The sequence below is a fragment of the Synechococcus sp. CC9616 genome, assembly GCF_000515235.1.
Classification (GTDB): Bacteria; Cyanobacteriota; Cyanobacteriia; order PCC-6307; family Cyanobiaceae; genus Parasynechococcus.
Window position 1 is genome coordinate 155,534 of the sequence record NZ_KI911558.1, and the last position, 24,576, is coordinate 180,109.

At 59.1% G+C, this 24,576-nt stretch carries 25 protein-coding genes; 16 read left to right on the forward strand and 9 right to left on the reverse strand.

Annotated features, from left to right (window positions below; genetic code table 11):
• The first annotated feature begins 24 nt into the window (after window positions 1-24).
• Complete coding sequence (locus tag SYN9616_RS0100990; RefSeq protein ID WP_028951461.1) at window positions 25-384, forward strand: 2Fe-2S iron-sulfur cluster-binding protein; 360 nt, start codon at window positions 25-27, stop codon at window positions 382-384.
• A gap of 3 nt (window positions 385-387) precedes the next feature.
• Complete coding sequence (locus SYN9616_RS0100995) at window positions 388-750, forward strand: Spx/MgsR family RNA polymerase-binding regulatory protein (RefSeq protein WP_028951462.1); 363 nt, start codon at window positions 388-390, stop codon at window positions 748-750.
• On the opposite strand, the gene SYN9616_RS0101000 is transcribed toward SYN9616_RS0100995, so the two are convergent.
• Window positions 713-2,218: a hypothetical protein gene (locus SYN9616_RS0101000; protein WP_028951463.1), complete on the reverse strand. Its 1,506-nt coding sequence runs from the start codon at window positions 2,216-2,218 to the stop codon at window positions 713-715. The genes SYN9616_RS0100995 and SYN9616_RS0101000 overlap by 38 nt on opposite strands.
• Before the next feature lie 68 nt (window positions 2,219-2,286).
• Here SYN9616_RS0101000 and lepB point away from each other — a divergent pair, with 68 nt between their 5' ends.
• Window positions 2,287-2,958 carry a signal peptidase I gene (gene lepB / locus SYN9616_RS0101005; protein ID WP_037990546.1) on the forward strand — a complete coding sequence of 224 codons (672 nt, stop codon included), beginning with the start codon at window positions 2,287-2,289 and terminating at the stop codon, window positions 2,956-2,958.
• Here the strand turns inward: lepB and SYN9616_RS0101010 are convergent.
• Both SYN9616_RS0101010 and SYN9616_RS0101015 read right to left on the reverse strand, forming a co-directional pair.
• Window positions 2,930-4,207: a dihydroorotase gene (locus SYN9616_RS0101010; RefSeq protein WP_028951465.1), complete on the reverse strand. Its 1,278-nt coding sequence runs from the start codon at window positions 4,205-4,207 to the stop codon at window positions 2,930-2,932. The two genes, lepB and SYN9616_RS0101010, sit on opposite strands and share 29 nt — an antisense overlap.
• Window positions 4,208-4,212: 5 nt before the next feature.
• Window positions 4,213-5,541: a histidine phosphatase family protein gene (locus SYN9616_RS0101015; protein ID WP_028951466.1), complete on the reverse strand. Its 1,329-nt coding sequence runs from the start codon at window positions 5,539-5,541 to the stop codon at window positions 4,213-4,215.
• Window positions 5,542-5,614: 73 nt separating this feature from the next.
• Between SYN9616_RS0101015 and SYN9616_RS0101020 the strand changes: the two genes are divergently transcribed.
• The 7 genes from SYN9616_RS0101020 (at window position 5,615) to SYN9616_RS0101050 (ending at window position 13,909) form a co-directional block, all read left to right on the forward strand.
• Window positions 5,615-6,886 (forward strand): lysostaphin resistance A-like protein, encoded by a 1,272-nt coding sequence (locus SYN9616_RS0101020; protein WP_369791912.1) that lies wholly within the window; start codon window positions 5,615-5,617, stop codon window positions 6,884-6,886.
• Window positions 6,887-6,953: 67 nt separating this feature from the next.
• Window positions 6,954-7,391: a hypothetical protein gene (locus SYN9616_RS0101025; protein WP_028951468.1), complete on the forward strand. Its 438-nt coding sequence runs from the start codon at window positions 6,954-6,956 to the stop codon at window positions 7,389-7,391.
• On the forward strand, window positions 7,391-9,199 hold the full coding sequence (locus tag SYN9616_RS0101030; RefSeq protein ID WP_037990548.1) for a penicillin-binding protein 2: 1,809 nt from the start codon (window positions 7,391-7,393) through the stop codon (window positions 9,197-9,199). The genes SYN9616_RS0101025 and SYN9616_RS0101030 overlap by 1 nt, the downstream gene beginning before the upstream one ends.
• A 50-nt stretch (window positions 9,200-9,249) precedes the next feature.
• Entirely contained in the window at window positions 9,250-10,422 is a 1,173-nt protein-coding gene (locus SYN9616_RS0101035; RefSeq protein WP_028951470.1) for a transaldolase, read from the forward strand.
• A 109-nt stretch (window positions 10,423-10,531) separates the two neighbouring features.
• Window positions 10,532-10,915, forward strand: a complete 384-nt coding sequence (locus SYN9616_RS0101040; RefSeq protein WP_028951471.1) for a Crp/Fnr family transcriptional regulator — start codon at window positions 10,532-10,534, stop codon at window positions 10,913-10,915.
• Window positions 10,916-10,995: 80 nt separating this feature from the next.
• Window positions 10,996-12,351 (forward strand): MFS transporter, encoded by a 1,356-nt coding sequence (locus SYN9616_RS0101045; protein ID WP_037990550.1) that lies wholly within the window; start codon window positions 10,996-10,998, stop codon window positions 12,349-12,351.
• A 79-nt stretch (window positions 12,352-12,430) separates the two neighbouring features.
• A complete protein-coding gene (locus SYN9616_RS0101050) occupies window positions 12,431-13,909 on the forward strand; it encodes a deoxyribodipyrimidine photo-lyase (RefSeq protein WP_028951473.1) in 1,479 nt (492 codons plus the stop codon).
• Here SYN9616_RS0101050 and SYN9616_RS0101055 read toward each other — a convergent pair.
• Genes SYN9616_RS0101055 through pyrH form a run of 3 tightly spaced genes read right to left on the reverse strand, consistent with a single transcriptional unit; the run spans window position 13,906 to window position 16,337 of the window.
• Window positions 13,906-15,051: an NAD(P)/FAD-dependent oxidoreductase gene (locus SYN9616_RS0101055; protein ID WP_028951474.1), complete on the reverse strand. Its 1,146-nt coding sequence runs from the start codon at window positions 15,049-15,051 to the stop codon at window positions 13,906-13,908. The genes SYN9616_RS0101050 and SYN9616_RS0101055 overlap by 4 nt on opposite strands.
• The gene (gene frr / locus SYN9616_RS0101060; RefSeq protein WP_028951475.1) at window positions 15,048-15,596 is read right to left on the reverse strand and encodes a ribosome recycling factor; all 549 of its coding nucleotides are present in this window, start codon (window positions 15,594-15,596) and stop codon (window positions 15,048-15,050) included. The genes SYN9616_RS0101055 and frr overlap by 4 nt, the downstream gene beginning before the upstream one ends.
• A gap of 27 nt (window positions 15,597-15,623) precedes the next feature.
• Window positions 15,624-16,337 carry a UMP kinase gene (gene pyrH, locus SYN9616_RS0101065; RefSeq protein ID WP_028951476.1) on the reverse strand — a complete coding sequence of 238 codons (714 nt, stop codon included), beginning with the start codon at window positions 16,335-16,337 and terminating at the stop codon, window positions 15,624-15,626.
• A gap of 83 nt (window positions 16,338-16,420) precedes the next feature.
• Between pyrH and SYN9616_RS0101070 the strand changes: the two genes are divergently transcribed.
• Window positions 16,421-16,618, forward strand: a complete 198-nt coding sequence (locus tag SYN9616_RS0101070; RefSeq protein ID WP_028951477.1) for a hypothetical protein — start codon at window positions 16,421-16,423, stop codon at window positions 16,616-16,618.
• A 45-nt stretch (window positions 16,619-16,663) separates the two neighbouring features.
• Here SYN9616_RS0101070 and cobO read toward each other — a convergent pair whose 3' ends face one another.
• From cobO to SYN9616_RS0101085, 3 genes are read right to left on the reverse strand one after another with little or no spacing between them, the layout of a single operon-like run.
• The gene (gene cobO / locus SYN9616_RS0101075; protein WP_028951478.1) at window positions 16,664-17,329 is read right to left on the reverse strand and encodes a cob(I)yrinic acid a,c-diamide adenosyltransferase; all 666 of its coding nucleotides are present in this window, start codon (window positions 17,327-17,329) and stop codon (window positions 16,664-16,666) included.
• Window positions 17,326-17,970, reverse strand: a complete 645-nt coding sequence (locus SYN9616_RS0101080; protein WP_028951479.1) for a class I SAM-dependent methyltransferase — start codon at window positions 17,968-17,970, stop codon at window positions 17,326-17,328. The genes cobO and SYN9616_RS0101080 overlap by 4 nt, the downstream gene beginning before the upstream one ends.
• Window positions 17,970-19,115, reverse strand: a complete 1,146-nt coding sequence (locus SYN9616_RS0101085; RefSeq protein WP_028951480.1) for a site-specific integrase — start codon at window positions 19,113-19,115, stop codon at window positions 17,970-17,972. The genes SYN9616_RS0101080 and SYN9616_RS0101085 overlap by 1 nt, the downstream gene beginning before the upstream one ends.
• Window positions 19,116-19,187: 72 nt before the next feature.
• On the opposite strand from SYN9616_RS0101085, the gene hemH reads away from it, so the two are divergent.
• The 5 genes from hemH to SYN9616_RS14920 all read left to right on the forward strand — a co-directional run bounded on the left by hemH (window position 19,188) and on the right by SYN9616_RS14920 (window position 24,555).
• Window positions 19,188-20,363, forward strand: coding sequence for a ferrochelatase (gene hemH, locus SYN9616_RS0101090; protein WP_028951481.1), 1,176 nt, complete (start codon window positions 19,188-19,190; stop codon window positions 20,361-20,363).
• A gap of 58 nt (window positions 20,364-20,421) precedes the next feature.
• A complete protein-coding gene (ilvB, locus tag SYN9616_RS0101095; RefSeq protein WP_028951482.1) occupies window positions 20,422-22,275 on the forward strand; it encodes a biosynthetic-type acetolactate synthase large subunit in 1,854 nt (617 codons plus the stop codon).
• Window positions 22,257-22,625 (forward strand): nuclease, encoded by a 369-nt coding sequence (locus tag SYN9616_RS0101100; RefSeq protein ID WP_198015113.1) that lies wholly within the window; start codon window positions 22,257-22,259, stop codon window positions 22,623-22,625. The genes ilvB and SYN9616_RS0101100 overlap by 19 nt, the downstream gene beginning before the upstream one ends.
• Window positions 22,626-22,832: a GIVxVP protein gene (locus SYN9616_RS0101105; protein WP_028951484.1), complete on the forward strand. Its 207-nt coding sequence runs from the start codon at window positions 22,626-22,628 to the stop codon at window positions 22,830-22,832.
• A gap of 415 nt (window positions 22,833-23,247) precedes the next feature.
• Window positions 23,248-24,555, forward strand: a complete 1,308-nt coding sequence (locus SYN9616_RS14920) for an amino acid ABC transporter substrate-binding protein (RefSeq protein ID WP_232199859.1) — start codon at window positions 23,248-23,250, stop codon at window positions 24,553-24,555.
• Window positions 24,556-24,576: the final 21 nt, after the last annotated feature.

The following is a 24,576-nucleotide window of genomic DNA, read 5'->3' on the forward strand; positions in this document are numbered from 1 at the left end:
CGCACTTGAAAGAATTACCCTCCCGTGCCCACCATTCGATACGAACATGAAGATCAACAGGTGGGTTGCATTGAAGGTGCCAACCTTCGCCGCGCCACGCTCGATTCCGGGCTGAATCCTTATAAGGGACTCAATAACCTCAACAACTGTGGTGGTGTAGGTCAGTGCGGCACCTGCGTTGTCGAGGTCATCGAAGGTCTGAACAACCTTTCACCGCGCAGCGATGTGGAAGAGGTTTACCTGGCTGATCGTCCTGCCAACTACCGCCTGAGCTGCAGAACCACGGTGAACGGTGATGTAACCGTTCGGACCCGTCCCGATGAAGGAGCCGGCAAGGGATCCAACAGCCTCGTTGGAGCTGTTAAATCCTTGTTCGGACGCTAGATCTTGCCTGAGCCCACTCAGGTTTTCAGCTACAGCCGTTGCAGCACCTGCCGCAAGGCAATTCAGTGGTTGAACGACCATGACATCGATCATGATCTGATCGATATCACTGAGACTCCACCAACCCGAGAGCAGCTCGCTGCAGCCCTTCACCAGTTCGGTGATCGCAAGCCGCTCTTCAACACCAGTGGGCTCAGTTACCGATCCCTGGGTTCAAGCGTCTTTAAAGCGATGACGGATGTCCAGGCACTGGATGCTCTGGCGGCTGACGGAAAACTGATCAAGCGCCCGTTTGTGATCCTTCCCGGCGGTGAGGTGCTGGTGGGCTTCAAGCCTGACGTCTGGGTTGCCCAGTGGGGGGGCTGAAACTCAGGCCATCGAGTTCCCTGATCAGATCATCCACGCCGCCCTGGTCTTTCAGTTGCTGGAAACTGGAACGCTTGAGATCTTCCAGAAGTGAGGCGAGCAGCTCCTGGCTTCTCTCCAGCACCGGACCCTGTTCCAGCGACCGGGCCAGCTCTTCCCAGAATCGATTGAACGTCTCATTACTCAGGTTTTCAAGGGCTGGATCACGGCGTTCCAGCTGATTACCGGCTCCTTTTGAGAGACCTAGAAGAGAATCCACCAGATTTTCAGCCAACTGACGACTCAGTGCGGATTCAGCCTTCTGAAGACCGGCAACCCCCCGCAGTGGCTCTGGGATCACTGTTTGATTCAGGCTCTGATGCAACAGGTGTTCGCCAAGAGCCGTGAGTTGTGGACGCATGTTGGGCCCCACCTGGCTGAGCAGCAGGGGGATCCAAAGCCGCAGTAGCTCAACGAGTTCACGTTCTTCGTTCTGCTCCGTTCCCTGATAACTGCAGAAACCGCGGATTTGTTGCGGCAACCGAGGTGAGCGGATCACTTGCTGGAGAGCATCCATAACGCGAACTGTGATCACTTCAAAGAGTTCCATCGCCAGCAGGGCGACCACGCCGCGACTGATCACAGCCCTCAAGGGCTCCAGTTGAATCAGCCCTGCCCGCGACAGCCTTTCTGTTACTGGAATAACCCGCAGCCATCGGGCCAGGGGCAGCAGCAAGGGGAGATCGATCCAACGTCTGAGCAGGGCGTCCCGCCAGCGAATTGCTGGATAGCGTCGTTTGAGGCGCCAGGCGCGTAGGCCGATGTCCATCAGAAACAACAGCTGGAACGGCGTGTCGATCCGCCAGCTGAGATCTGTGGGTTGTCCGCTCTCGTCGATCCCTCTCCAGTAGTTGATCTCCACAAGGGGGATGATCTGCTTCAACCAGAACTGCCGTTCGCTGTCCCAGCCGTTCGCCTGCAGATGGGGCTTGCTCAACAGCTGGGCCGCTGCCTCCTGAGCAGAGTCGGTTTGGGCCCTGGAGCGAAGTCTGTTTTTCAGTTTCTCCAGGGCTCCCGCATTGCCGGAACTGAGAAATGGATTGGTTTCGATCAGCTGGACGGTCAGTCTCTGCTGGTTGTTCAGCATCTCCAACCCTTCCTCTGCGGAGATGCCGTTTTGGGCGATCACCTGGTCCATGGCATGGAAGTGATCGAGATACGTCTCCGTATCACGATGGGGAAGGATGCCTTTGACCGGGTCGTAAACAGGTGTGATGTCCGGAAGCCAAGGAAGCGGAACAACCAGGGAGAAGGAAGGAATCGGATAAAGATTGCGCTGCAGCCAGAAATTCCTCAGTGGGACGTAGCTGATGTCAAAAATCACCCAGCCGAAATTGGCAGCTGCGATCACGGCGATCAGCTGATCCCAACGTCTCCAGCCACGAGCACCGACGGAGTGATTCAGGCCTTGCCAGCGTGGACGGATCATGGGTCTGCTGGTCAGAGACTGACGTCAGCCTGCCTCTATGGTGAGGCATCTTTGCCATCTCGGGCCCGTTGGCAGTCGAGCAACAGAATCGCTCAAGACTTCACCCGTTCTGGGATTTCTGGGGTCCGGTTCTTTTCACGTTCGCGCTCTATTTCGGAATACGGCAGTTCGTCGTCGAAGCGCGATACATCCCATCAGGCTCGATGCTTCCTGGCTTGCAGATCCAGGATCGGCTGCTTGTTGAAAAAATCACTTACATACCGCGTTCTCCTCGCCGTGGCGAAATCGTGGTGTTCAACTCGCCGTATGCCTTCGATCCTGCCCTGAGTGCTTCCGAGCGGCCCTCACCCCTGCGCTGCATGCTCGTCAATCTGCCGTTGATCGGCCTGATTCCAGGGCTTGGCAATCCTGCCTGTGATGCCTACATCAAACGGGTGATCGCGATCTCAGGCGACAGGGTTGTGGTGAATCCCCGCGGCGAGGTCACGCTTAATGGAAAGAAGCTCAATGAGCCCTATGTTCGTCAGTACTGCTCGGTTGATCAGCAGGGCATGAGCCCCTGTCGCACCCTCAGTGGAACGGTGCCGGAAGGGTCTGTGCTGGTCCTGGGGGACAACCGTAAAAACAGCTGGGACGGACGCTTCTGGCCCAGCAGTCCTTACCTTCCGGAGAAGGAGATCCTCGGCCGGGCATTTGTGCGGTTCTGGCCCCTTAATCGAATTGGAACGCTGAGCGACTGAGACCGCTGGCCAGCACCCGTCCTCTGATGTCCCTGCCTTGGCAGGGAATGTTCGTTGCCAAGGGTGCAGCGGGATCCTGTCGATCCACCCTCCATTGATGATCTGGATCGAAGATCAGCCAACGATCGCTGCCGGCTGAAAGCCGTTCGGCCGGTTTGTTCAACAGCAAGGACGGACCGAAACTGAGTGCCTGCCAGAGCTGGGGAACCGACCAACCTGACTGCCGAATCAGCGCTTCCCAAAGAAGCGGTAACACCAGGTGATGGCCACTCAGGCCAGGTGGCCGCTGATCTGCAGGCAAAAGCATGTCCTCCTCATCGAGGGGCACAGCGTGGACCGCGACGGCTGTAATCAGGCCTTCCTGCAGAGCTTGCTGAAGAGCCAGCCGATCGGCCGGTGAGCCGATCGATGGCCGGACGCACCAGCCGGGATCGTCGTTTTGCATGCAGCCGCTGTCGGCGATGAGATGCCACCAGCTGACACTGGCCATCGGCGGACTGAGTTCGCTGCGCAGCTGCAACACCGCTTCGGCGGTGGAGAGATTCATGCACCGCAGGTTGCGTTGAGGGTGTTGTCTCTGCAGTGCCAGCAGCTGGGTTAAGGGGAGAAGTTCACTGCTTGTTGGGTCCGGTGCCCAGCCAGCACGCAGCGTTTCCACGCCTTCGCGTGCCAGTCCATCCGCCTGCAGATCTGGATCCCGCGGAGCCAGCAGAACAGGCGCTGATTGCATTTCAGCCAGAAGCAGGCCGCGTTCAAGCAGTGCCAAGGGAACGATGGCATCGTCATCGGCAAGACCGATGGCCCCATGCTCAAGCAGGTCCCCATGGCAGGAGAGATGCTCCCCTTTGCCCTCTGCACTGAAGCTGCCCCAGAGATGGAGCGTCAGCCGTGATGGGTCGTGCGATTCCAGCAAGGCCAAGCGTTCTGGCCGGTCACGCCAGGTACCGCTGCGGGGTAGCAGGGCGACGGTTCCATAGCCACCGGCGGTGGCGCAACGCGTCAGGCTCAGCAGTGTTTCGGCGCGTCCGTTAACCGGGTCCTCCAGGACGGAATGGGGATCCACCAGACAGGGGGCGATCAGCTTGTCCCCTGCCCTGGTTGGAGCTACGCCCCGTTCTGCTGCAAGGGATCTCGCATTCTCATCGAATCCGCAGAGCACACCGTTCTCGATGAAGACCGCACCGTGCTGCTCGTCCACTCCGGGACCATGCAGGATCCGGACAGGGTCCAGCAGCAGGGTGTTTTGCATGGTCTTTAAAGGGCGCCTGCCGCGGTCCGATCGATCACGCTGCCGAAGTGCGAGGTGAGATTCAGGCAGGTCACCACTGCAGGCTGGCCTGAATCTGTTGGGATGTCGACCACGGTGACGCCTCCGTTGCCCTGTTTCACCATCCAGATGTCAGCCGGTGTGAGGCCGAGCAGATCGCAAAGAATGGTTTTGTTGACCGCGTCATGGGCAACCACCAGGGCGGTTTCCTCATCCTTCAGCTGGGTAGCAATCTCCCCCCAGCTGCGAACAGATCGTGCCCAGACATCCTGGATCGTCTCACCATCAGGCATCTGCACGGTTTCCGGCGCTCGTTTCCAGGTGTCCAGCAGCTCAGACCAATCATCGCGGATCTCGGATTCGAGCTTGCCTTCCCAGGCACCGTGCCCGATCTCAACCAGTCCGTCGGTCTGGCGGAGACTGACGGATGGATGGCTCTTCAGGATGATCTCAGCGGTTTCCGTTGGCCGTGATAGGCAGCTGCTCCAGGCTCCGTCGATGCGGATGTCCTTGAGAAACTCCTGAGCCGCTGCGGCCTGTTGTCGTCCGTGATCGTTCAGAGGGATGTCGATCTGACCTTGAAAGCGTCCTGCCCTGTTCCAGTCGGTTTCCCCATGCCGAACCAAAATCAGGCGAGCTCCCGCTGTTTTCGGTGGCAGTGGCGAGAGGTGGGTTGTGCTGTTGAGGCATTCGATCTGAACCAGGGGCTTCTCCTCTCCCGGCTGAAGGTTGACGATCGACAGGGAGGTGTTGTCAACGCGGAGGCGTCTGAAGCCATGGTCTGGTTCCCCCAGCATTACGAGCATCAGGCAACGAAGGATGGCGTTGTGTGCCACCACGAGCACGGTGTCGTTTCCGGTTAACGCATGCCGTTGAAACAAAGCGTCCAGGAAGCCACGTGCCTGCTGCATTAGCTCCACTAGGGGCCGGTAAGTTCTGCCATCGCTGTGCGTCAGCTCGAGCTCCATCGGCCGACGTTTCCAGGTGTCGTAAAGCTCGGGGAAGCGTTGCGTCAGCTCGTCGATCAGCAACCCGCTCCAGGGATTGAGGTCGACCTCCAGCAGCCCGTCATCAAACTCGGGTTGTGGTGCAGCGGCGTCGCGGCCCTCAAGCAGGCTGGTGGTGGTCGACGCCGCTCGTCTCAACGGTGAGCTGTAGATCGCATCAATTGGGACATCAGCCAGTGACCGACCGAGCCGGCGAGCTTGTTCATGCCCTTCTTCGCTCAGATTGGACAGGTCGTCGCGCCCTTGAATGCGACGTTCCTTGTTGAAACTGCTTAGGCCGTGTCGGACCAGAAGAAGACGAAGAGGCACCGTTCGGCAACGTGGCGCGGCCATCGTATGGGGCGATGTCCGCAGGGGGACAATCGAATGACATTGCGTTGACGTGGTGCCGCCCAGCGCTTCAAGACCAACCAATCCGGCATGGAAGACGGCTCTGGCCGTCCTGTCGTTGATGCTGGCCGCGGCCATCTGGCTGGTCGGATTGGTCGACAGCCTCACGCGCCCGTCGGTGGCGCCTTCGCTGCAAGTTCAGCAACAGGAACTGAGTCTCCTTGCGCAGCCCTCTGTTCCGGAAAAACTGCAAGCACTTCTCGTGGGACGCGATCCCCGTGAGGTCCTGCTGCAGGCTCTGCAGGAGAGCCCTCCGGATCGGCTCGATCAGCGTCAGCAGGCGTTGTTGTCACTTCTGTCAGCAGAGCCTGTTGTCTCTCCAGACCTTCCGCCAAAGCTCAAGGACGATGCCCTTCTGGTTCGGTTGCGCTGTGAGGCTGCCAGGGGCAGTGCCTCGGCCTGCAACGACACCAGCGTGTCGCAAGCTGCAGCTTTGCGACTTGCCCTCAGCGTGTCGCTGCCATTGCTGAGCGTGATCGGCGGCGTGGTGCTGCTGCTTCGCCAGGGTTGGCTCCGCGTTTTTGGCCGTCACTCTCCATGGCCGCCGGTGCGGGGCCCCGCACTGACCCTGGTGGACATGGTGCTGCTGGTTGCTGGTGGATTTGTCGTAGTTAGCGCTGTTGGCGTGCCCGTTGTGGCGGCCCCACTGGTGCGTTCACTGACCTCGGGCTTGGCGAGTCCCCGACGTGAAGCCCTCGGAGTGGTGATTCAGTACGGCGTGATGGCTCTACCGAGCTTGCTGATCCTGAGGCGACAGCTTCGGGCTCTCCCCTCTGATCAAACCCCTGCAGACGGCTGGTTGCAGTGGAAGTTCAAACCGGTCACGTCTGCCGTGGGCTCGGCGGTCGCCGGATGGCTGATGGTCACACCGGTTGTCATGCTCACCGGCTGGTTGTTGGTGAAGATCGTTGGGGATCCAGGGGGCAGCAATCCTCTGCTGGAACTGGTGCTCGGCAGTCGAGATCCGCTTGCCCTGGTTCTGCTGGCGTTCACGGCCGTTGTGTTGGCTCCCCTGTTCGAGGAGTTGATTTTCCGCGGTGCGCTGTTGCCTGTTCTGGCAGATCGTCTAGGTGCCATCACGGGGGTGGTGCTGAGTGCGCTGTTATTCGGTCTGGCGCATATCAGCATCGGCGAACTTGCCCCTCTCACGGTCCTGGGCATTGGCTTGGCGCTGGTCCGGCTCAGCACCGGGCGCTTGTTTCCCTGCGTCCTGATGCACGCCCTCTGGAACGCGATCACCTTCGTCAATCTTCTTTTGCTGTAAAGGCTTCCGGCGGCAGCCTTGCCGAGGGCCAACGCGAGTGGTTCACTGGCACATTCGCCCTTTTACGGTGGTTGCCGCACCGGAGCCTCGTCCTTCTGCAACCACGCTGGAGCTGATCCAGGGCTCGATGTCGGCCGGACGTGTGGCACGTCGTTCGCCGCTGCTGGGAGGCCTCCATCGCCTGATGGATGGAACAATGCTGGGCGTTTTGGCTGCAGTGGCCGTCCTCGCTGGCCTGACACTGCATTGGCAGCATCGATGGACTGTGTCCTTCAACCGTCTTGAAGGCACCCGTTCCCTGTCCCATCGCTTAACGGAATCCACGGCCCTGATGGAACGTCATCTTCTGCGGGTGAGTCAGCGTCCCAACCAGCTGGTTCCCACCAAGGTGGAGAACCTTGTGTACCTCAAGCGGCCAGCGGCGACGTCTGAACCCGTCGAATCAGCGTCGATGCTGCCTTCTCTTGATGAACTGGTCGTCCAGAGAATTCGGCCGGGTTATTGATGAGCCCAAGGTTGTCCACACCAAGAAAGCCGTCGACGAACCGTGCGCGCACGCGCGTTATCCCTCTTCAGAAGGTTCCCTCACAACGACTCTGGTGGGTGTTTCTGATCCTGAGTGCGGGGCTGCTGGGGTTGATGGGTCGGATGGCTTGGCTGCAGCTGGTGCAGACCAACGAACTGGAGGCAAGGGCACGTCAGCTTCAAACGCAGCAGAGCCAGCCGTTAGGCCAACGCCGCCCAATCGTTGATCGTCATGGCCGGCTTGTCGCCATGGATGAGGAACGTTTCCGTCTCTGGGCTCATCCCCGCTACTTCAATTTCCCCGGCGATCCCCTCGACATGGTCCGATCACCGGAGGATGTGGCTGAGCGCCTCGCTTCCCTGTTGTCGGTACCGAAGGACTCTCTGCTCCGTGAGATGGGGACTCAGGACTCTGGGATCAAGCTGGGAAGCGGCATTGATCCGGAGACGGCATCCAGAATCCGTGCTCTCGGGATCAGTGGTCTTGATCTGGAGGTTTACCCCCAGCGCATTTATCCCCAGGGTGATCTCTTTGCCAATGTCGTTGGCTTTCTCAACGACGAACGCATCGCTCAGGCAGGGCTGGAACAGAGTCGGGATGATGAACTGCTCCGTCACGAACAAGCCCGCAGTCTTCGGCGGGGAGCCGACGGCACTCCCCTTCCGGATGATTTGGCGCCAGGTGTGTTCTTTGGTGATGACCTGCGCCTTCAGCTGACTCTGGACTCAAGGCTTCAGGAGCTTTCCGCCAAGGCGCTGACGGCTCAGGTGAAGAAGTGGAACGCGAAAAAGGGAGCCGTGATCGTGATGGATGCCAGCAATGGTGAGTTGCTTGTCCTTGCCTCCACGCCCACGTACGACCCGAATCAGTTCTGGCAGTTCCATCCAGGACGTTTTCGAGAATGGTCTGTGCAGGACCTGTACGAACCCGGCTCGACGTTCAAGCCCATCAACCTTGCCCTCGCTTTGCAGGAAGGAGCCATCCAACCCGGTGATCGGGTTCACGATGTCGGTCGTTTACAGATCGGTGGGTGGCCGATCAACAATCACGACAAGCGCGCGAACGGACTCGTTGATTTTCCAACGGTTCTTCAGGTGTCCAGCAATGTCGGCATGGTGCAGGCCATGCGTCAACTCCAGGATGATGTCTACTGGGACTGGATGAAGCGCCTTGGAATTGACGCCAAGCCGGATACTGATTTGCCAGGGGCCGTGGCCGGCCAACTCAAAACCAAAGAGCAGTTCACCACGCAGCCGATTGAGCCGGCGACGACTGCTTTTGGACAAGGGTTCTCTCTGACTCCGCTCAAGCTGGCTCAACTGCATGCTCTTCTGGCCAACGGCGGCCGTCTTGTCAGCCCACACATCACGAGAGGCTTCCGTTCCGGCAGTGCGTTAGCCCCGGCGAGTGCTCCGAACGGCCAGCAGCTGCTGAAGCCAGAGGTCACCAAAACCCTGATGAGTTGGATGGAGTCTGTGGTTGATAAGGGGAGCGGCAAAGGCGTGAAAACGCCGGGCTACCGCATCGGCGGTAAGACCGGCACTGCTCAAAAGGCTCTGAATGGCATCTACCTGCCAGGGGCCAAGATCTGCAGTTTTGTGGCAGCACTTCCGATCGAAAAGCCGCGTTACGTCGTTCTGGTTGTTGTCGATGAGCCTCAGGGCGATAACGCCTACGGATCAACCGTGGCTGTCCCCGTGGCCAAACAGGTGATCGATGCCCTGCTGGTGGTGGAAAAAATTCCTCCGTCCAAACCAGCAGAATTGAACAAGGTCGCGAAGAGCTGACGCCTGGAAAAACGTCGCTACGTTACGAACGAAGGCCCGAATCTCCAGCTATGGCCAGCTTGCTCGAGCAGCTCTCGTCCATGACCGTGGTCGTGGCGGATACCGGTGATCTCGAAGCGATTCGCAAGTTCACCCCCCGCGACGCCACCACAAATCCGTCCCTGATTCTCGCGGCTGCCCAGATCCCCGCCTATCAGAGTTTGATTGATGAGGCGCTGAGATCGTCTCGCAAACTCATCGGTCCGAATGCACCTGTTGAGGATGTGGTGCATGAGGCTCTCGACGAAATCAGCGTGATCTTCGGCAAGGAGATCCTCAAGATCGTTCCCCGTCGTGTGTCGACGGAAGTGGATGCGCGCCTGAGTTACGACACGGACGCCACGATCGAAAAAGGTCGGAAGTTGATTCGCCTTTACAACGATGCCGGCATCAGCAATGACAGGGTTTTGATCAAGATCGCCTCCACCTGGGAGGGGATCAAGGCTGCTGAGGTTCTTGAAAAGGAAGGCATCCACTGCAACCTCACGCTTCTGTTTGGATTCGGCCAAGCCGTTGCCTGTGCTGAAGCCGGTGTCACCCTGATTTCACCGTTTGTCGGGCGCATCCTCGACTGGTACAAGGCTGATACCGGGCGCGATTCCTATCCAGGTCCGGAGGATCCCGGTGTGATTTCGGTGACCCGGATTTTCAATTACTACAAGACCTTCGGCTACAAAACCGAGGTGATGGGCGCCAGCTTCAGAAACATCGACGAAATCACCGAGCTGGCTGGTTGCGATCTGCTCACGATCTCACCCAAGCTGCTAGATCAGCTGCGGGAGAGCAACGTTGAGCTCACGCAGAAGCTCGATGGTTCCAACCCCACGGGCGGCGAAGACCAGATCCATGTGGATCGGGAGCGGTTTGACGCGATGATGAAGGACGACCGGATGGCTTCCGACAAGCTCGGTGAAGGCATCAAGGGATTCAGCAAGGCGATCGAAACGCTGGAGCACCAACTCGCCCATCGTCTCGCTGAACTGGAGGGTGGTTCTGCCTTCAGTCATGCCGTCCAGGAGATCTTCATGCTGAATGACATGAACGGCGATGGCTCGATCACCCGGGATGAGTGGCTGGGCAGTGATGCCGTGTTTGATGCCCTGGACAAGGACCACGATGGCTTGATCTCCCAGGAGGATGTCCGTCAGGGCTTCGGTGCTGCTCTGGCGCTCACCACCGCTTAAGTCCAGCTCCGCGATGAAGACGAGTTGAAGACGGTGTCATTTGAAGACGGTGTCATTACCTCGTCTTCAACTCGTCTGATCATTCTTCAGAGGTCTTCCCTTCGTCGTCGTGAACCTCCTTGACACCATGCGTGCCCTTGCCAACAAAGGCGAGGTGGTGACACTCAACGCCGGCGATGTGCTGTTCAGCTCAGGTGAACTGGGCAAGTCCTTGTACGGGATCCTGGAAGGAACCATTCGCCTGACTTGGACGGCCAAAGATGGCAAGCAAGGCCATGAGGAGATCAAGGCTGGCCACGTGTTTGGGGCTGGAGCTCTGGTGATGGACAACCACGAGCGACTCGGCACCGCCACGGCAGCGGAAGATACCCGGCTGATCGAGATGAATCGTGAGAAGTTTTTGTTCGCCATGCAGGAGGCCCCGATGTTTGCCATCGAGCTCCTGGCATCTGTCGATGAACGGCTTCGTGACATCAAATTGGAGTCCAGTTGAGCTGAGAACTCGTCAGATCGGGATCAACTTGAGATAATTCCTGTGGCATAGAACGTTTCAGGTTGATTCGCCCGATACGAATGGGTCTGAGGCTCGGGCTGTTTCAGCTCAGTCTTGGCGGCCTCAGTGTTTTGACCCTGGGCCTGCTCAATCGTCTGCTGATCCAGGACTTTGGGATGTCGGCGGCCCTGGTGTCACTTGCCATCGGAATTCAGGAGCTGATGGGATTCTCACGGGCATGGTTCGGGCACCTGTCCGATCGTCTGCCGGTTGGGGTTTTACGACGAACCCCGTTCCTGGTCGGCAGTTCTCTGGCGGTCTCTGTGCTTTTCGGTGCAGCGATCTGGGTGGTGCTCCAGCTGGCTGAGTCCGGACAAGCCAACCCTGCTCATCAGACGTTTTGGATTGCCCTGCTGACGGTGGTCTTCATCGGAATCGGTACGGCTGTCTCTGCTGGGGGAACAGCGTTTTCTGCGCTGATTGTCGACCTCACCACCGAACGGGAGCGAACGCGTCTGTTGTCTGTTGTCTGGTCATTGCGGCTGCTTGGTGTGCTTCTCGCCACCGGCTTGATCAATCGCCTGTTTGGTCAGGCCTGTGAGGCAGGCGCGAGTCGTGCTGATGTCCTGCAAGGTCTTGAACAGCTGATGGTTGCTGCACCTCCAATCCTCTTGGTGCTCGGGTTGGTGGCGGTCATCGGCGTTGAACCACGCGGGCAATCAACAACGGCTGAGTCAAACGATGTTCCGTCCTCGAAGCTGCCTCTGCCGCAGTTGCTCAGCACGATGTTTGCCGTGCCCCAAGTCAAACGATTCATGGCTGTGATGTCTTTATTCACCTTCAGCATGTTTCTCAACGACGCCGTGTTGGAACCCTATGGAGCAGCCCTTTTCGAGATGAATATCTGCGCGACGACGTCTCTGAATGCCTTGCTCGCGGTGGGCTTCTTATCGGGTCTCCTCCTCAGTGGTTTTCAGGTGGTTCCAAAAATGGGCATGGTGAGAGGTTGCCAGCTGGGAGCGGTGATGGCGTCCTTGGCCCTTGCCGTGATGCTGTTGGCAGCTCCGGCGCAGTGGCAGCTTCTTTTCCGGGCTGCCATCGCGTTGTTCGGTTTGGCGCTTGGAATCTGCATTCACTCCTGCTTGAACCTGATGTTCAACTTCGTGCAGCCCGGCTTGAACGCGGTTCTGATGGGCGTGTGGGGAGTTGGTTATGCCTATTCCCGCGGGTTGGCAACCATCAGCGGCGGCGGTTTGTTGACGTTATTTAAGACGATGACGGGTGGCGATGAATTGGTGTCCTATGGCGGAGTTTTCGGTCTTCAGATCATCCTGTTTCTGTCAGCAGCGATCCTTTTGAATTTTCTGGATATACAGGATTTTCGGCATCGGATGAAAATGAATTTCAGCCAGGTGATGCAGGCGATTTCAGATTGATCTATTCGGGCATTTTTCGGCGGATCGCAACCCATGGATGGGTTGGATCCACTAGAAACAACAACCACGCAGTTGATGGATGCCAGCCCTTCAGCTCGTCTGGTTCAAGCGCGACCTGCGGGTTGTGGACCATCGTCCACTGCTGGAAGCCTCAAAGCGGGGAGTGGTTCTGCCTTTGTATGTCGCAGAGCAGGAGCTGTGGCGGCAGCCAGATGTCTCCGATCGCCAGTGGCAGTTCTGCCGTGAGGCGTTGCTGGATCTGCGCGACGGCCTGGCTGCACTGGGCCAGCCGCTGGTGGTTCGCAGAGGTGATGTGGTGGAGGTGCTTGAGCGGGCCCGGCAGCAGTTCGGCATCGCTGCCCTCTGGAGCCATGAGGAAACCGGTAACGGCTGGACCTATCAACGGGACAAGCGCGTTGCCTCCTGGTGCCGGCAGCACGGCATTGTCTGGACGGAGACCCCCCAGTTCGGAGTGATCCGCAGGTTGCGTTCCCGCAACGGCTGGGCCAAAAGCTGGGAAGCGCAGATGGCGGAGCCGATCGCTTCTGCTCCACCCATGTTGCCGCCGCTGGATGGGATCGATCCGGGTGAGATTCCTGATCGACCCTGCGTTGAGCTCGCAGCTGAGCCCTGCCCCCAGCGCCAGAGCGGTGGGCGTTCGATGGCAATGCTGGAGCTGGGCGATTTTCTTGCGCATCGCGCCCCGCGTTACTCCCGTTCGATCTCCAGTCCCAACACGGCGTTTACGGGGTGTTCACGTCTCTCGGCTTATCTCAGCTGGGGTTGTGTCTCGATGCGGGAGGTGCTGCAGACCAGCCGCCGCCACAGCGGTCGCGGCGTCAACAGTTTTGAGTCGCGTCTGCACTGGCATTGCCACTTCATTCAGAAGCTGGAAGATCAGCCGGCAATTGAATTCAGCGATTTCCATCCGTTCATGCGTGGTATTCGCGGTTCGGATGGCGAACGGCTGGAGGCATGGGCTCAAGGATGCACCGGAGTGCCGTTTGTGGATGCCTGCATGCGGGCACTGCGGGCCCATGGCTGGATCAACTTCCGCATGCGGGCGATGTTGATGTCGTTCGCCAGTTACAACCTCTGGCTGCCATGGCGAGACAGCGGACTGCACCTGGCCCGCCAGTTCGTTGATTACGAACCGGGCATCCACTGGAGCCAGTGCCAGATGCAGTCTGGCAGCACCTCGATCAACACGATTCGCATCTACAACCCGATCAAACAGGGGATCGATCACGATCCTGAGGGGATCTTTATTCGTCAGTGGTGCCCGGAACTAAAGAATGTGCCGGCGATTCATATCCATGAGCCCTGGGCATTGGGCGGCGGTATGCCGCCGCCGATTGTTGATGTGAGCGCGTCAATGCAGCTTGCGAAGGACCGGATCTGGAAGATCCGTCGCTCGGCGGGCTTTGATCGCCATGCCGATGCGATTCAACACAAACATGGCTCTCGGAAAGCGGGGCTCAAGCCGACAGCGACAAGGAGACGTCGAAGAACGCCGATCGATGACGCTGGTGTGACGCAGCTCGCTCTCGACCTTTAGCTGCGCTTCAGCAGTAGCCGTTTGATCACGCGTTGGGCAATATCGCCGTAGCCCATTTCACCGGAAAGGATCTGGGCAATCCGTCTGGGGGCTGTCGGTCGTTTGATTCCCAGCTGATAGCCGACGCCTGGAAAGCGGTAAAACACCTGGGCAATGCGCCGTCCCCAGGCCATTGACTCCCCCCAGCGTTCACGCATGGCGCCGCTGTAGCTCTTGAGGCTGGCCTGATCCCCGCGCAGCCAGCTGCTCAGATGCACCGCTGCTTCACAGCCACTCATCAAGGCTGGGCGCAGACCCTCCGCCAGGAAAGGATCACACAAGGAGGCCGCATCACCCACCACCACAACGCCATCACCATGGAGGCGGTGATGGCCATTCCAGATGCGTAGACGTCGATGCTGTCGCTCGCCGGCATCTTCGGCGAAGCCAAGATCCGGCAGCAGCTGTTGAAGGACAGCGCGACTATCCAGTTCGTCTCGGCCGATAAAGCTGCCGACGCCGACATTGACCCCGCCCGCCAGCGGGAAGGCCCAGGCGAAGCCCTGCGGGACAAGGCCGAATTCAAACCGGGCAGAGCCATCTGCAAGTGTCCCCTGGCCTTCAAGGCGCACCGAGATGGTATTGGCGTGATTCACACCCCGCGGTCCAATCCCGAGCCGTTGTGGCCATGGCGACGCCGAACCATCGGCAATCACAAGAGAGCGAGCCCGCCATTGGCGACCATCTGTCGCCATCACCTGCCAGTCAGCCCCCTGACGTTCGACATGGTTCACATCAACGCCGGTCTGGCGCTGGGCACCACGTTTCATCGCCTCGTCGGCCAGCAGCTGATCCAGCCGTTCCCGTCGAACAATCCAGAAGGGGGCATCCCCCGGCAGCTCCGCCACCACTGGGTCTTGAAGACACCAACTGAAGTTCACCCTTCGAATCACCTGCTCCACTGCTGGATCCAGCGGAAAAGGGAACCATTGCTGAACTGATGCAGCCATGCCACCGCCGCACGGCTTCAGGTTTTTGCAATCGGTCCGCTCCAGCAAACAAACGCTGTGCTGTGCAGCTGCCAGATGGACAGCGGCAGCTCCACCAGCAGCTCCGGATCCAATGATCAAAACGTCGTGAACTGTTTCAGCGCTGCCGCTCACACCTTGAGGATGTCAGCTTCCTTGTCAGCAAGATTCTTCTCGAGTTCCCCGATAAATCGATCAAGCGTCTTCTGAATTGTGCCCTGCTCGTCACGACTTTGATCCTCGGAAAACTCACCGTCCTTCTCCATTTTTTTCACCTTGTCGATGGCATCACGGCGCAGATTGCGCAAGGCCACCTTTCCCTCTTCTGCATATTTGGAGGCCAACTTGCAAAATTCCTTGCGACGTTCCTCGGTGAGGGGCGGGACGTTGATCCTGATGATTTTTCCGTCGTTGTTGGGTGTGAAACCCAGTTCGCTCATTGCGATTGCCTTTTCGATCGCCGCCAGGGAACTGATGTCAAAGGGTTGGATCTGAATTGTCTGAGAGTCGGGCGTCGTGAGGGTCGCCAGCGACTTCAGCGGCGTGTCGGCTCCGTAGTACTCAACGCTGATTCGATCCAACAATGAGGAATTGGCACGGCCCGTGCGAATGGTGTTGAAGTTGCGCTGGGTGGCCTCCACCGACTTGCGCATGCTGGCTTCGAGATCTTGGGTCGACATGGTGGATGGAGAGGGGAAGCGCTGAATTCAGACGGGGTTGCCGATGCGAGATCCGATCGGTTCGCCGGCAACGGCTTTGCCGATGTTGCCAGGTTCGAACAGGTTGAAGACCACGATCGGAATGTTGTTGTCCTTGCAGAGCGCGATGGCGGTGCTGTCCATGACGGCGAGCTCCTCACTCAGCACTTGCTGAAAGTTGAGATGCTCGTGCTTCACCGCATCGGGGTATTGAGCTGGGTCCTTGTCGTAGACCCCATCTACCTTGGTGGCCTTGAACACCACATCCGCGTTGATCTCAGCTGCCCGCAGGGCGGCAGTGGTGTCGGTGGTGAAGAAGGGGTTGCCGCATCCGGCTCCGAAAACCACAACCCGACCCTTCTCAAGATGGCGGATCGCCTTGCGTCGGATGTAGGGCTCCGCAACCTCCTGCATCGCAATGGCTGTCTGCACGCGGGTGGGAACTCCGGCCCGTTCCAGCCCATCCTGCAAGGTGATCGCATTCATGACCGTGGCCAGCATCCCCACGTAGTCCGCCGTGGCTCGTTCCATGCCGGCGGCTGATCCTTTGAGACCTCGGAAAATGTTGCCGCCGCCGACCACGATCGCGAGTTCAGTGCCGCTGGCAACAACCGCTGCGACGTCCTCGGCGATCGATTGAACGATGGCGGGGTCAATGCCGTATCCCTGGGACCCCATCAGGGCTTCGCCGCTGAGTTTCAGCAGGACCCGCGTGTACGCCATCAAGTGCCTTGATCCCGCTGACAGTAGCAAGCACTGGTCAATTGAGTCCCGGGCCGCTTGGATGGGTCCAGCGCATCGCTGTCATGCCTGAACTTGATGTCAGTCACAGTGCCGTCATGGCCCGCCTGACTCTCTCGGCTCTCGAGCGCGCCAGCCGTGATCCCTCCTGCTGGCGGGAACCCACCGTTCATCGAGCCCTTCTCGTCAGTGGCCTTTCGGTGCTGACTGAAGCCACGCGCCGTCTCCAGAACGATCTTGAGGCCAGCCTGGAAGAGGACTGATCACTGATTACTGAAACCGCTTTTTGAAGGTTCAGATCCGACGTTTCAGAACTCGATCCCTGCCTGTGCTTTCACCCCTTGTTCGCGGAAGGGGTGGTGAATGAGTGTCATTTCCGTCACGAGATCAGCCCTGCTGACCAAAAGCTCGGGTGCTCCTCGCCCGGTGAGTGCCACGTGGGTGAGCGGCGGCCGTTCCTCCAACCCGGCGATGACAGTGTCTGCCTCGATGTAGCCCAGTTTCATGGCCACATTGATTTCATCGAGCACGACCAGGCGGACTGAGGCATCACGCAGATAGCGGAGAGACGTTTGCCAGGCCTCTTCCACCAACTGTTGATCACGGGCACGATCCTGGGTTTCCCAGGTGAACCCTTCGCCGAGGGCGTGCCAATGCACCTGATCACCGAAGGTTTGCAGGGCTCGTGCCTCCCCCGGTTCCCAACCGCCCTTGATGAACTGAACGATGGCGACCCGTTCCCCGTGGCCGAGGGTGCGCAGCACCAATCCCAGGGCGGCAGTTGTTTTCCCCTTGCCATGGCCGGTGAAGACCATCACCAGCCCTTTTTCCTTGTTGCGCTCTCCGACCCGTTGCCGTTGCACCTGCTGCCGACGTTCCATGCGGCGGCGATAGCCGGCCTCATCGGATTCCGGGGCCAGGTGCCCCCCCATGCCCAGGTCTGTGGCTTGGCTGTCAAGGTCGGATTTGGTCATGGGGGTTCTGTGTTTGGTCGTTGCGCGGTAATCCGTTGCAGAGCCTGACCGGCCAGGAGCTGCTGATCGATTGATGCAAACCCAATCTCTTCAAGCTGGGCGGGGAGGTCGTCTTCCATCATGGAGATGGCTGTATCGGTCTCAAACAGAGCGCAGAAGAGCTGTTGCGGAAGTTTCAGCAGTGGACCTGCGGGATGCAGATCAACGACCACCAGCCAGCCTTCCGGTTGCAGGAGTCGGTGGCAGCTTTGCAGCAGCTGAGCTCTGTCGCTGCGTGGGAATTCGTGTAGCGCCACACTGAGTTGGATGGCGGCGAACTGGCCGTCCGGCAGTGGAGGGTTCTCGGCAAGACCTTCCACGAGCTGCAGTGCGGGATGGCGCTTGGCTGCCAGGTCGAGAGCGCGTGGAGCGATGTCCAAGCCAGTGACCTGGAAACCCGCCTCAAGCCATGGGGCTGCTGCTTCACCGCTCCCACAACACAGGTCAAGCACCGGTGCACCGGCACGCAATCGATGCTGAACGGCGTCCAGGCCGAGTCTGCGAAGGCGGGCCACACCTCCAACGCTCAGGGACGACATGGCAGTGACCGTGTCGTAGATCCAGCGATGGCGGTAGGCCAGAGGTCGAAGGAATGAACTCATCAGGCACGTTGTCGAGCCAAGGCCGTGTCCACCGCCTGTTGCTGATCCCTGCGCGTGATCCAGTGGTGGTAAGTGCGGGTGTGGATGGCTACAGAGTGGCCCATCATTCTGGCGGCCACGGTGTCAGGAAGGCCGATGTGAATGGTCCGCACCGCCCAAGCGTGTCTCAGGTCGTAGGGAGTGATCGGCAGGTCGTAGCGGCGAAACTGCTCGCTCACTCGGCGGCCAACCTGCTGCAGCGTGGTCCGACTCAAATCCGTGCAGATCGGTGGAAGCGTGTCGGGATGATGGCCCAGTGAGGCAAGTTCGAAGCGCTCCACCCACTGCGGTTGGAACGGCCACACCTGATGCTCTCCGGTCTTGGTGGTTGGCAAAACGCGAATGACCCGATCTCCCCCATCGCTCAGGGAGCTGAGGTCACAGAAAAAAACCTCATGGTTGCGCAGCCCGTAGGTGGCCATCAGCCCGTAAGCCAACCGCCAACCGGGGTTCGGAATGCTGAGAACGGCTTCCAGAATCTGACTGTCACTCGGCAGGCGGCGAAACCGTGCTCGGTGCAGTCCGTAACCGCCGGATTCCCGGCGCCAGTCCTCCGGCAGTTCGAGGTCCAGATGCCGCGCTAAAGCTGCCAGAGCGGTGGAGCACTGTTGACGGCTGCGGCTGCCATCCGGGTAGCTGGCGAGGGTGTCTTGCAGCAGCCGGGCCTGGATGGGCTCGCCGTTCGCCAGAACTTTGAGCCGCCGCAGATAGGGCAGATAAGCCGCAGTCCAGGTCGTACGGCTTCCAGAGCTTGATCGGCGGCGGTGGGGATCAGCAAAGAACGCCTTTTGGAATCCATTGAGGGCCACCTCCGTGGAGGCGGTGCTACCCCCTGATGGGTTGTTCTCCACCCAGTCGGACCATGCAAACCGCTGTCGTGCGAGCTGCCTGTGGATCAGCCTCAGCGTCTGCTCCGCTTCAAGGAGACCTGAGCCATCAGCCTTGAGACCAAGACTGATGCGTTGCATGCTGAGGCCCTGCTGTCCATCGCGACGGGGAAGAGGACCGCGCAGATTCAGACGTTGCCCACGTTGCTCAACGCGCAAACGGCATCCTTCGACCTCCAGCCGTGTGTTCAATGACACCAGCTCGTTGCGCAGGTTCATACAGCCGCCCTCGCTGACCAACATGACGTGCACGGGGGTTACGCTCAACCCCTTGATCAGACTGTTTTCTGCATGGCCCGCGTCGGCGTCCTCTTGCTCAATTTGGGAGGTCCAGAGCGCATTCAGGACGTTGGTCCGTTTCTTTACAACCTTTTCGCTGATCCGGAGATCATTCGTCTGCCGATACCGGCGCTGCAGAAGCCACTCGCCTGGCTGATCAGCACCCTGCGCAGCAGTAAGTCCCAGGAGGCCTACCGCTCCATTGGTGGCGGTTCACCACTTCGCCGGATCACCGAACAGCAAGCCCGTGACCTCCAGAGTCTGTTGCGTCAGCGCGGTGTAGATGCCACGAGCTATGTCGCGATGCGTTACTGGCATCCATTCACGGAATCCGCGGTTGGAGATATCAAGGCAGACGGGATCGATGAGGTCGTCGTCCTCCCCCTTTATCCCCACTTCTCAATCAGTACGAGTGGATCAAGTTTTCGCGAGCTGCAACGTTTGCGTCAGTCGGATTCCTCGTTCGAGAAGTTGCCGATTCGTTGCATCCGAAGCTGGTTTGATCATCCCGGTTATGTGCGGGCGATGGCCCAGTTAATCGCTGAAGAGGTGCGAAGCAGTGACGGCCCAGAGCAGGCCCACATCTTTTTCAGTGCCCACGGAGTTCCGAAAAGTTACGTGGAGGAAGCTGGCGATCCCTATCAAAAAGAGATCGAGTCCTGCACGACGCTGATCATGAATCAGCTCGAAGAGCTGCTCGGATACAGCAATCCGCACACGTTGGCCTACCAGAGTCGTGTTGGCCCCGTGGAGTGGCTGAAGCCCTACACGGAGGAAGCTCTTGAGGAACTCGGTGAGGCCAAAACCCGTGATCTCGTCGTGGTTCCGATCAGCTTTGTCAGCGAACACATCGAAACACTCGAAGAGATCGATATCGAATACAGGGAACTCGCCACAGAAGCTGGTGTTGTGAATTTCCGACGCGTGCGGGCGCTCGATACCTATCCGCCCTTCATCGAAGGTCTTGCGGATTTGGTCACCACGAGCCTTGAAGGCCCCGAAGTGACCCTTGATGCGGCGGCTGAGCTGCCCACCAAGGTCAAGCTCTATCCCCAGGAGAAATGGGAATGGGGATGGAACAACAGTTCTGAGGTGTGGAACGGCAGGTTGGCCATGCTCGGATTTTCAGCATTCCTGCTCGAGCTGATCAGTGGTCAAGGCCCCTTGCACGCATTGGGTCTTCTCTGAGGAGCTGGCTCCTCCTCCATCAGCCCTTAACCTGAAGGATCCCTCCCCCAGGTGAGCTGTGACCCTCATCTCCTCACCATCGGTTGCCGGCGGTTACGCAGCTGGGAAGTCGGTCCATATCAGCGGAGCAGAGGCTCTGATGGATGCCCTTCGCCGCCATGGGGTCGACACGATTTTCGGTTACCCAGGCGGAGCCATCCTGCCGATTTACGACGCTCTCCATATCGCGGAAAGCCAGGGTTGGGTCAAGCACATCCTTGTTCGACATGAGCAGGCGGGCACCCATGCCGCCGATGCCTTTGCCCGTGCCACCGGACGGGTAGGGGTCTGTTTCGGGACGTCTGGCCCGGGTGCCACCAATCTCGTCACCGGCATCGCCACCGCCCAGATGGACTCGGTGCCGATGGTGGTGATCACCGGACAGGTTCCCCGTCCCGCCATCGGGACTGACGCTTTCCAGGAAACCGATATTTTCGGCATCACCTTGCCGATCGTGAAGCATTCCTGGGTGGTGAGAGATCCTGCGGATCTCGGGATGATCGTTGCTCAAGCATTCCTGATTGCGTCGTCGGGTCGTCCCGGCCCCGTGTTGATCGATGTGCCCAAGGACGTGGGCCAGGAGATGTTCGATTACACGCCGGTTGAGCCCGGCTCCGTGATTCCGCAGGGCTTCAGTCAGCCTGCACCTCCAGATGATGCGGCACTCGCCGCGGCGCTCGACCTGATCGAGCAAGCCCACCGTCCCTTGCTGTACGCCGGCGGTGGAGCGATTTCCGCCGGGGTTCACGACAGCCTCAAGCTGCTGAGTGAACGCTTTCAGCTGCCGGTCACCACAACCCTGATGGGGAAGGGTGCTTTCGATGAAAACGATCCTCTTTCGGTCGGCATGCTGGGCATGCACGGCACGGCATATGCCAACTTCGCGGTGACGGAGTGTGATCTCCTGATCGCTGTTGGAGCACGTTTCGATGATCGGGTGACAGGAAAGCTCGATACCTTTGCTCCCCGCGCCAAAATCATCCACTTCGAGATCGACCCTGCAGAAATCGGCAAGAACCGCCGGGCCGATGTTGCCGTGCTCGGTGACCTCCGCTTGAGCCTGGCCAGAATCGTCGAACTGAGTCTGCAGAGATCGGTCGAGACTCGCACCAATGCCTGGTTGCAGCAGATTGAGGCCTGGAAGCAGCGCTATCCGCTCACCATTCCACCCAAAGAAGGTGAGATCTTTCCCCAAGAGGTGTTGCTGGCCGTTCGAGATCTGGCCCCAGGTGCGATTGTCACCACCGATGTGGGGCAGCACCAGATGTGGGCTGCTCAGTACCTGCGCAATGGACCCCGTGGCTGGATCAGCAGTGCCGGTCTGGGCACGATGGGGTTCGGAATGCCAGCGGCGATGGGGGCACAGGTTGCTTGCCCTGATCAGCAGGTGGTCTGTATTGCCGGAGATGCCAGCATCCTGATGAACATTCAGGAACTAGGAACGCTGGCGGCATATGGGATCCCAGTAAAAGTTGTGATTGTCAACAACCACTGGCAGGGGATGGTGCGTCAGTGGCAGGAGAGTTTTTACAACGAGCGCTATTCCGCCTCAGACATGTTGAACGGCATGCCTGATTTCATCGCCCTTGCCCGCGCCTTCGGCGTCGATGGCGTGAAGATCAGTTCCCGTGATGCCTTGCAATCGGATCTGGAGCGTGCCCTGTCCGCGCCTGGCCCCATGCTGATTGATGTCCATGTTCGTCGGGGTGAGAACTGCTATCCGATGGTTCCCCCCGGGAAGAGCAACGCTCAGATGGTGGGTCTGCCTGCCCATCCAGAACTGGCCATGGACACCACTCGCAACTGTTCAGCCTGTGGAGCGATCACGGCCCATGAGCATCGCTTTTGCCCTCAGTGCGGCGCCTCTCTGTGATTCGTCAACTTCTGTTCGCTCTTCTTGTTCTGCTGATCGGTGTGTCACCCCTAAGCGCCGCAGAGGTGCTGCAAGTTCGAACGCCATCTCTGCTGCAGGTGGGGGATCGCAACCGCACGTACACAGTGTCTTTGCCCTGCATCGCAGTCCCTGAGAACAGCAAGGGCGAAGCTGTGGAATGGTTGAGGCAGCAGTTGCCGCGGCGTCAACGCGTGAACCTTCGGCCTGTGGGGTCCAGTGATGGTCAGCTTGTGGCAAGGGTGATACCGATCGGTTCCGAGATCGATCTCAGCTCCGGGCTAATCGCAGCAGGTCTTGCCTCCGATAGCTGCTCCGGGGAGACGGCCTGAGTGGCGGATAATCGCATCGCACGGGGCATTGTTCTGGTGCCGTGTCTGCTTCTCGGGGGAGCGTTTCTGGCCACTGCCGTCTGGGGCCAAGGTCCTGCTTCCGATAATCGATTCTTGGCAGTGGCCATCGGAATTGGCTTGCTGCTTGCGGGTGGTTTATCTCAGTTGAGCGCAGATCCTGCAGATGCTGAGAACTCAGAACAATGATTGTGAGCCGTCGTTGAATCAACCCAGAATTGTCACATTGAGGATTTGTTTGTTCTGATCGCATGGCCTCTTGGGTTGTCTGTTGATGACAAACTTGCCGTAATTAGGTTATGCCTTCCTTTGTCGTAGATGCTCCTGAGTAACATCAAGCATCGAAAATAAGTTCCGCTTGTATGTAGCCAGGTCCATTCGGGAAGGTTAAATCCTTTAAGAGCTTGATATCTGAGCCATAAGCCTTGTCAAGACATGCGGCGACTCGATTGATGAGCATGAATCGGGTCGTTTTTTGAGCGAATCTGATGATCAGCATCACAGTTGCGGGTTCAACGTCTGGTCACAATCCAGGACGAGTCAGAGAGCACTTCTTATCTTGTTTGGGTTTGGTTTCGTTTTCCCCTTTCCCCCGCTCGCTTCCATGACCCCTCAGCAGGCCAGTGCCGCTCCAGAGCAGGATGAGGATCATCAGGACAACGACGCCCTCAACAGGTCTGCATCGGCTTCAAGGGTTGCCGCTCTTCAGCACACTCTGCGACGCGGAGCTCGAGGGCTGAAGCAATGGCCACTGCTCAGCTGGACTTGCATCGCCGCCAGTTTGATCGGTTGCCAATCACTCCTCACCAGCGGACTCAACCATCCACGGATCACCGTGATGCTGCCGCTTGGTCCAGGAGATGAGCAGCTGCGTCAGCAGTTCCTGCGCGGCTTCACGATTGGCGAGGACAGCGTCAAAGCGTGTTCCGTGTCGCTGCCAGCTGCCTCTTGGCTCGGCCTCCCGCCTGACACCTCGCCGGCCGATGTCCTCCTCAAAGAGATTGATCAGCAATTGCTTGTGGCTCCGCCGGGCGCTGATCTGCGGGCCTTCGGCCGGCTGGCGAAAGCCAGGGACCTCAGTGTTCTGCTGCCTTTTCAGCGCGGTGGATCACTGGGACGTCTGGCCAGCCTTGAAGGCAGCGAACGCCTCTGGCCTCTGGTCCCATCTCGCAGGGAGGATCTCAAGGCCATTGCAGCGGCCTCCCTCAGCAACGGCTGGGACTGGGCGATGGTTGTCCGGGATCCTGATTCCCTGGAATCGTCGGAGGCCGAGACCTTCGTTGAGCTGTTTTTCGATGGCGGTGGCGCTGTGAAGTCCTACACGCGCAGTGATATCCAATCCGTTGACCCAGAGGATGACGCTGCCTTCCAGAGATTCTCTGAGGACATGCTCTGGTCCCGTGTTCCAACCATGGTTGTTGCTGCTGACCCAAACGGTGACCTCGCCCGCAAACTTCTGGATGCTCAGAGCAAGGCTGAATTCGGCATCGAACGCCCTTCGGTGCCCAACTGGGTTTGGATCAGTGGCAGCACTGTGCTTGGGGAGATGTCCCAACAGCCATGGCAACAGCTCGGTCTGAGGCATGCTGCGCGCGGTGACGGTTGGTCCTCCTTCGCCAAAGCCTTCGAAAGTCGCTGGGGAGATCAGCCCACGTTGCTCGAAGCGTCCGGCTACGACACTGCTCGCGTTCTGGCCCTGGCCGGAACGGCACCACCACCCCTTTCAAAAGAGGGGACCCCTGATGCGATGGGTTGGGTGGACCCTGATGCAAAGCCCGTCCCCCTCTGCAAAGGCTTCCAGATGCGTCAGCAGGGCAAGTCGCTTCGGATCCCCGCGGCGGCGAGTGATTTTCGCTTGCAACCAGGCCAGGCACCCTCGGGTTCAGCCATGGCCGGATTGATCAGGGGGTGATGGTCTGATCCAATGATCTGT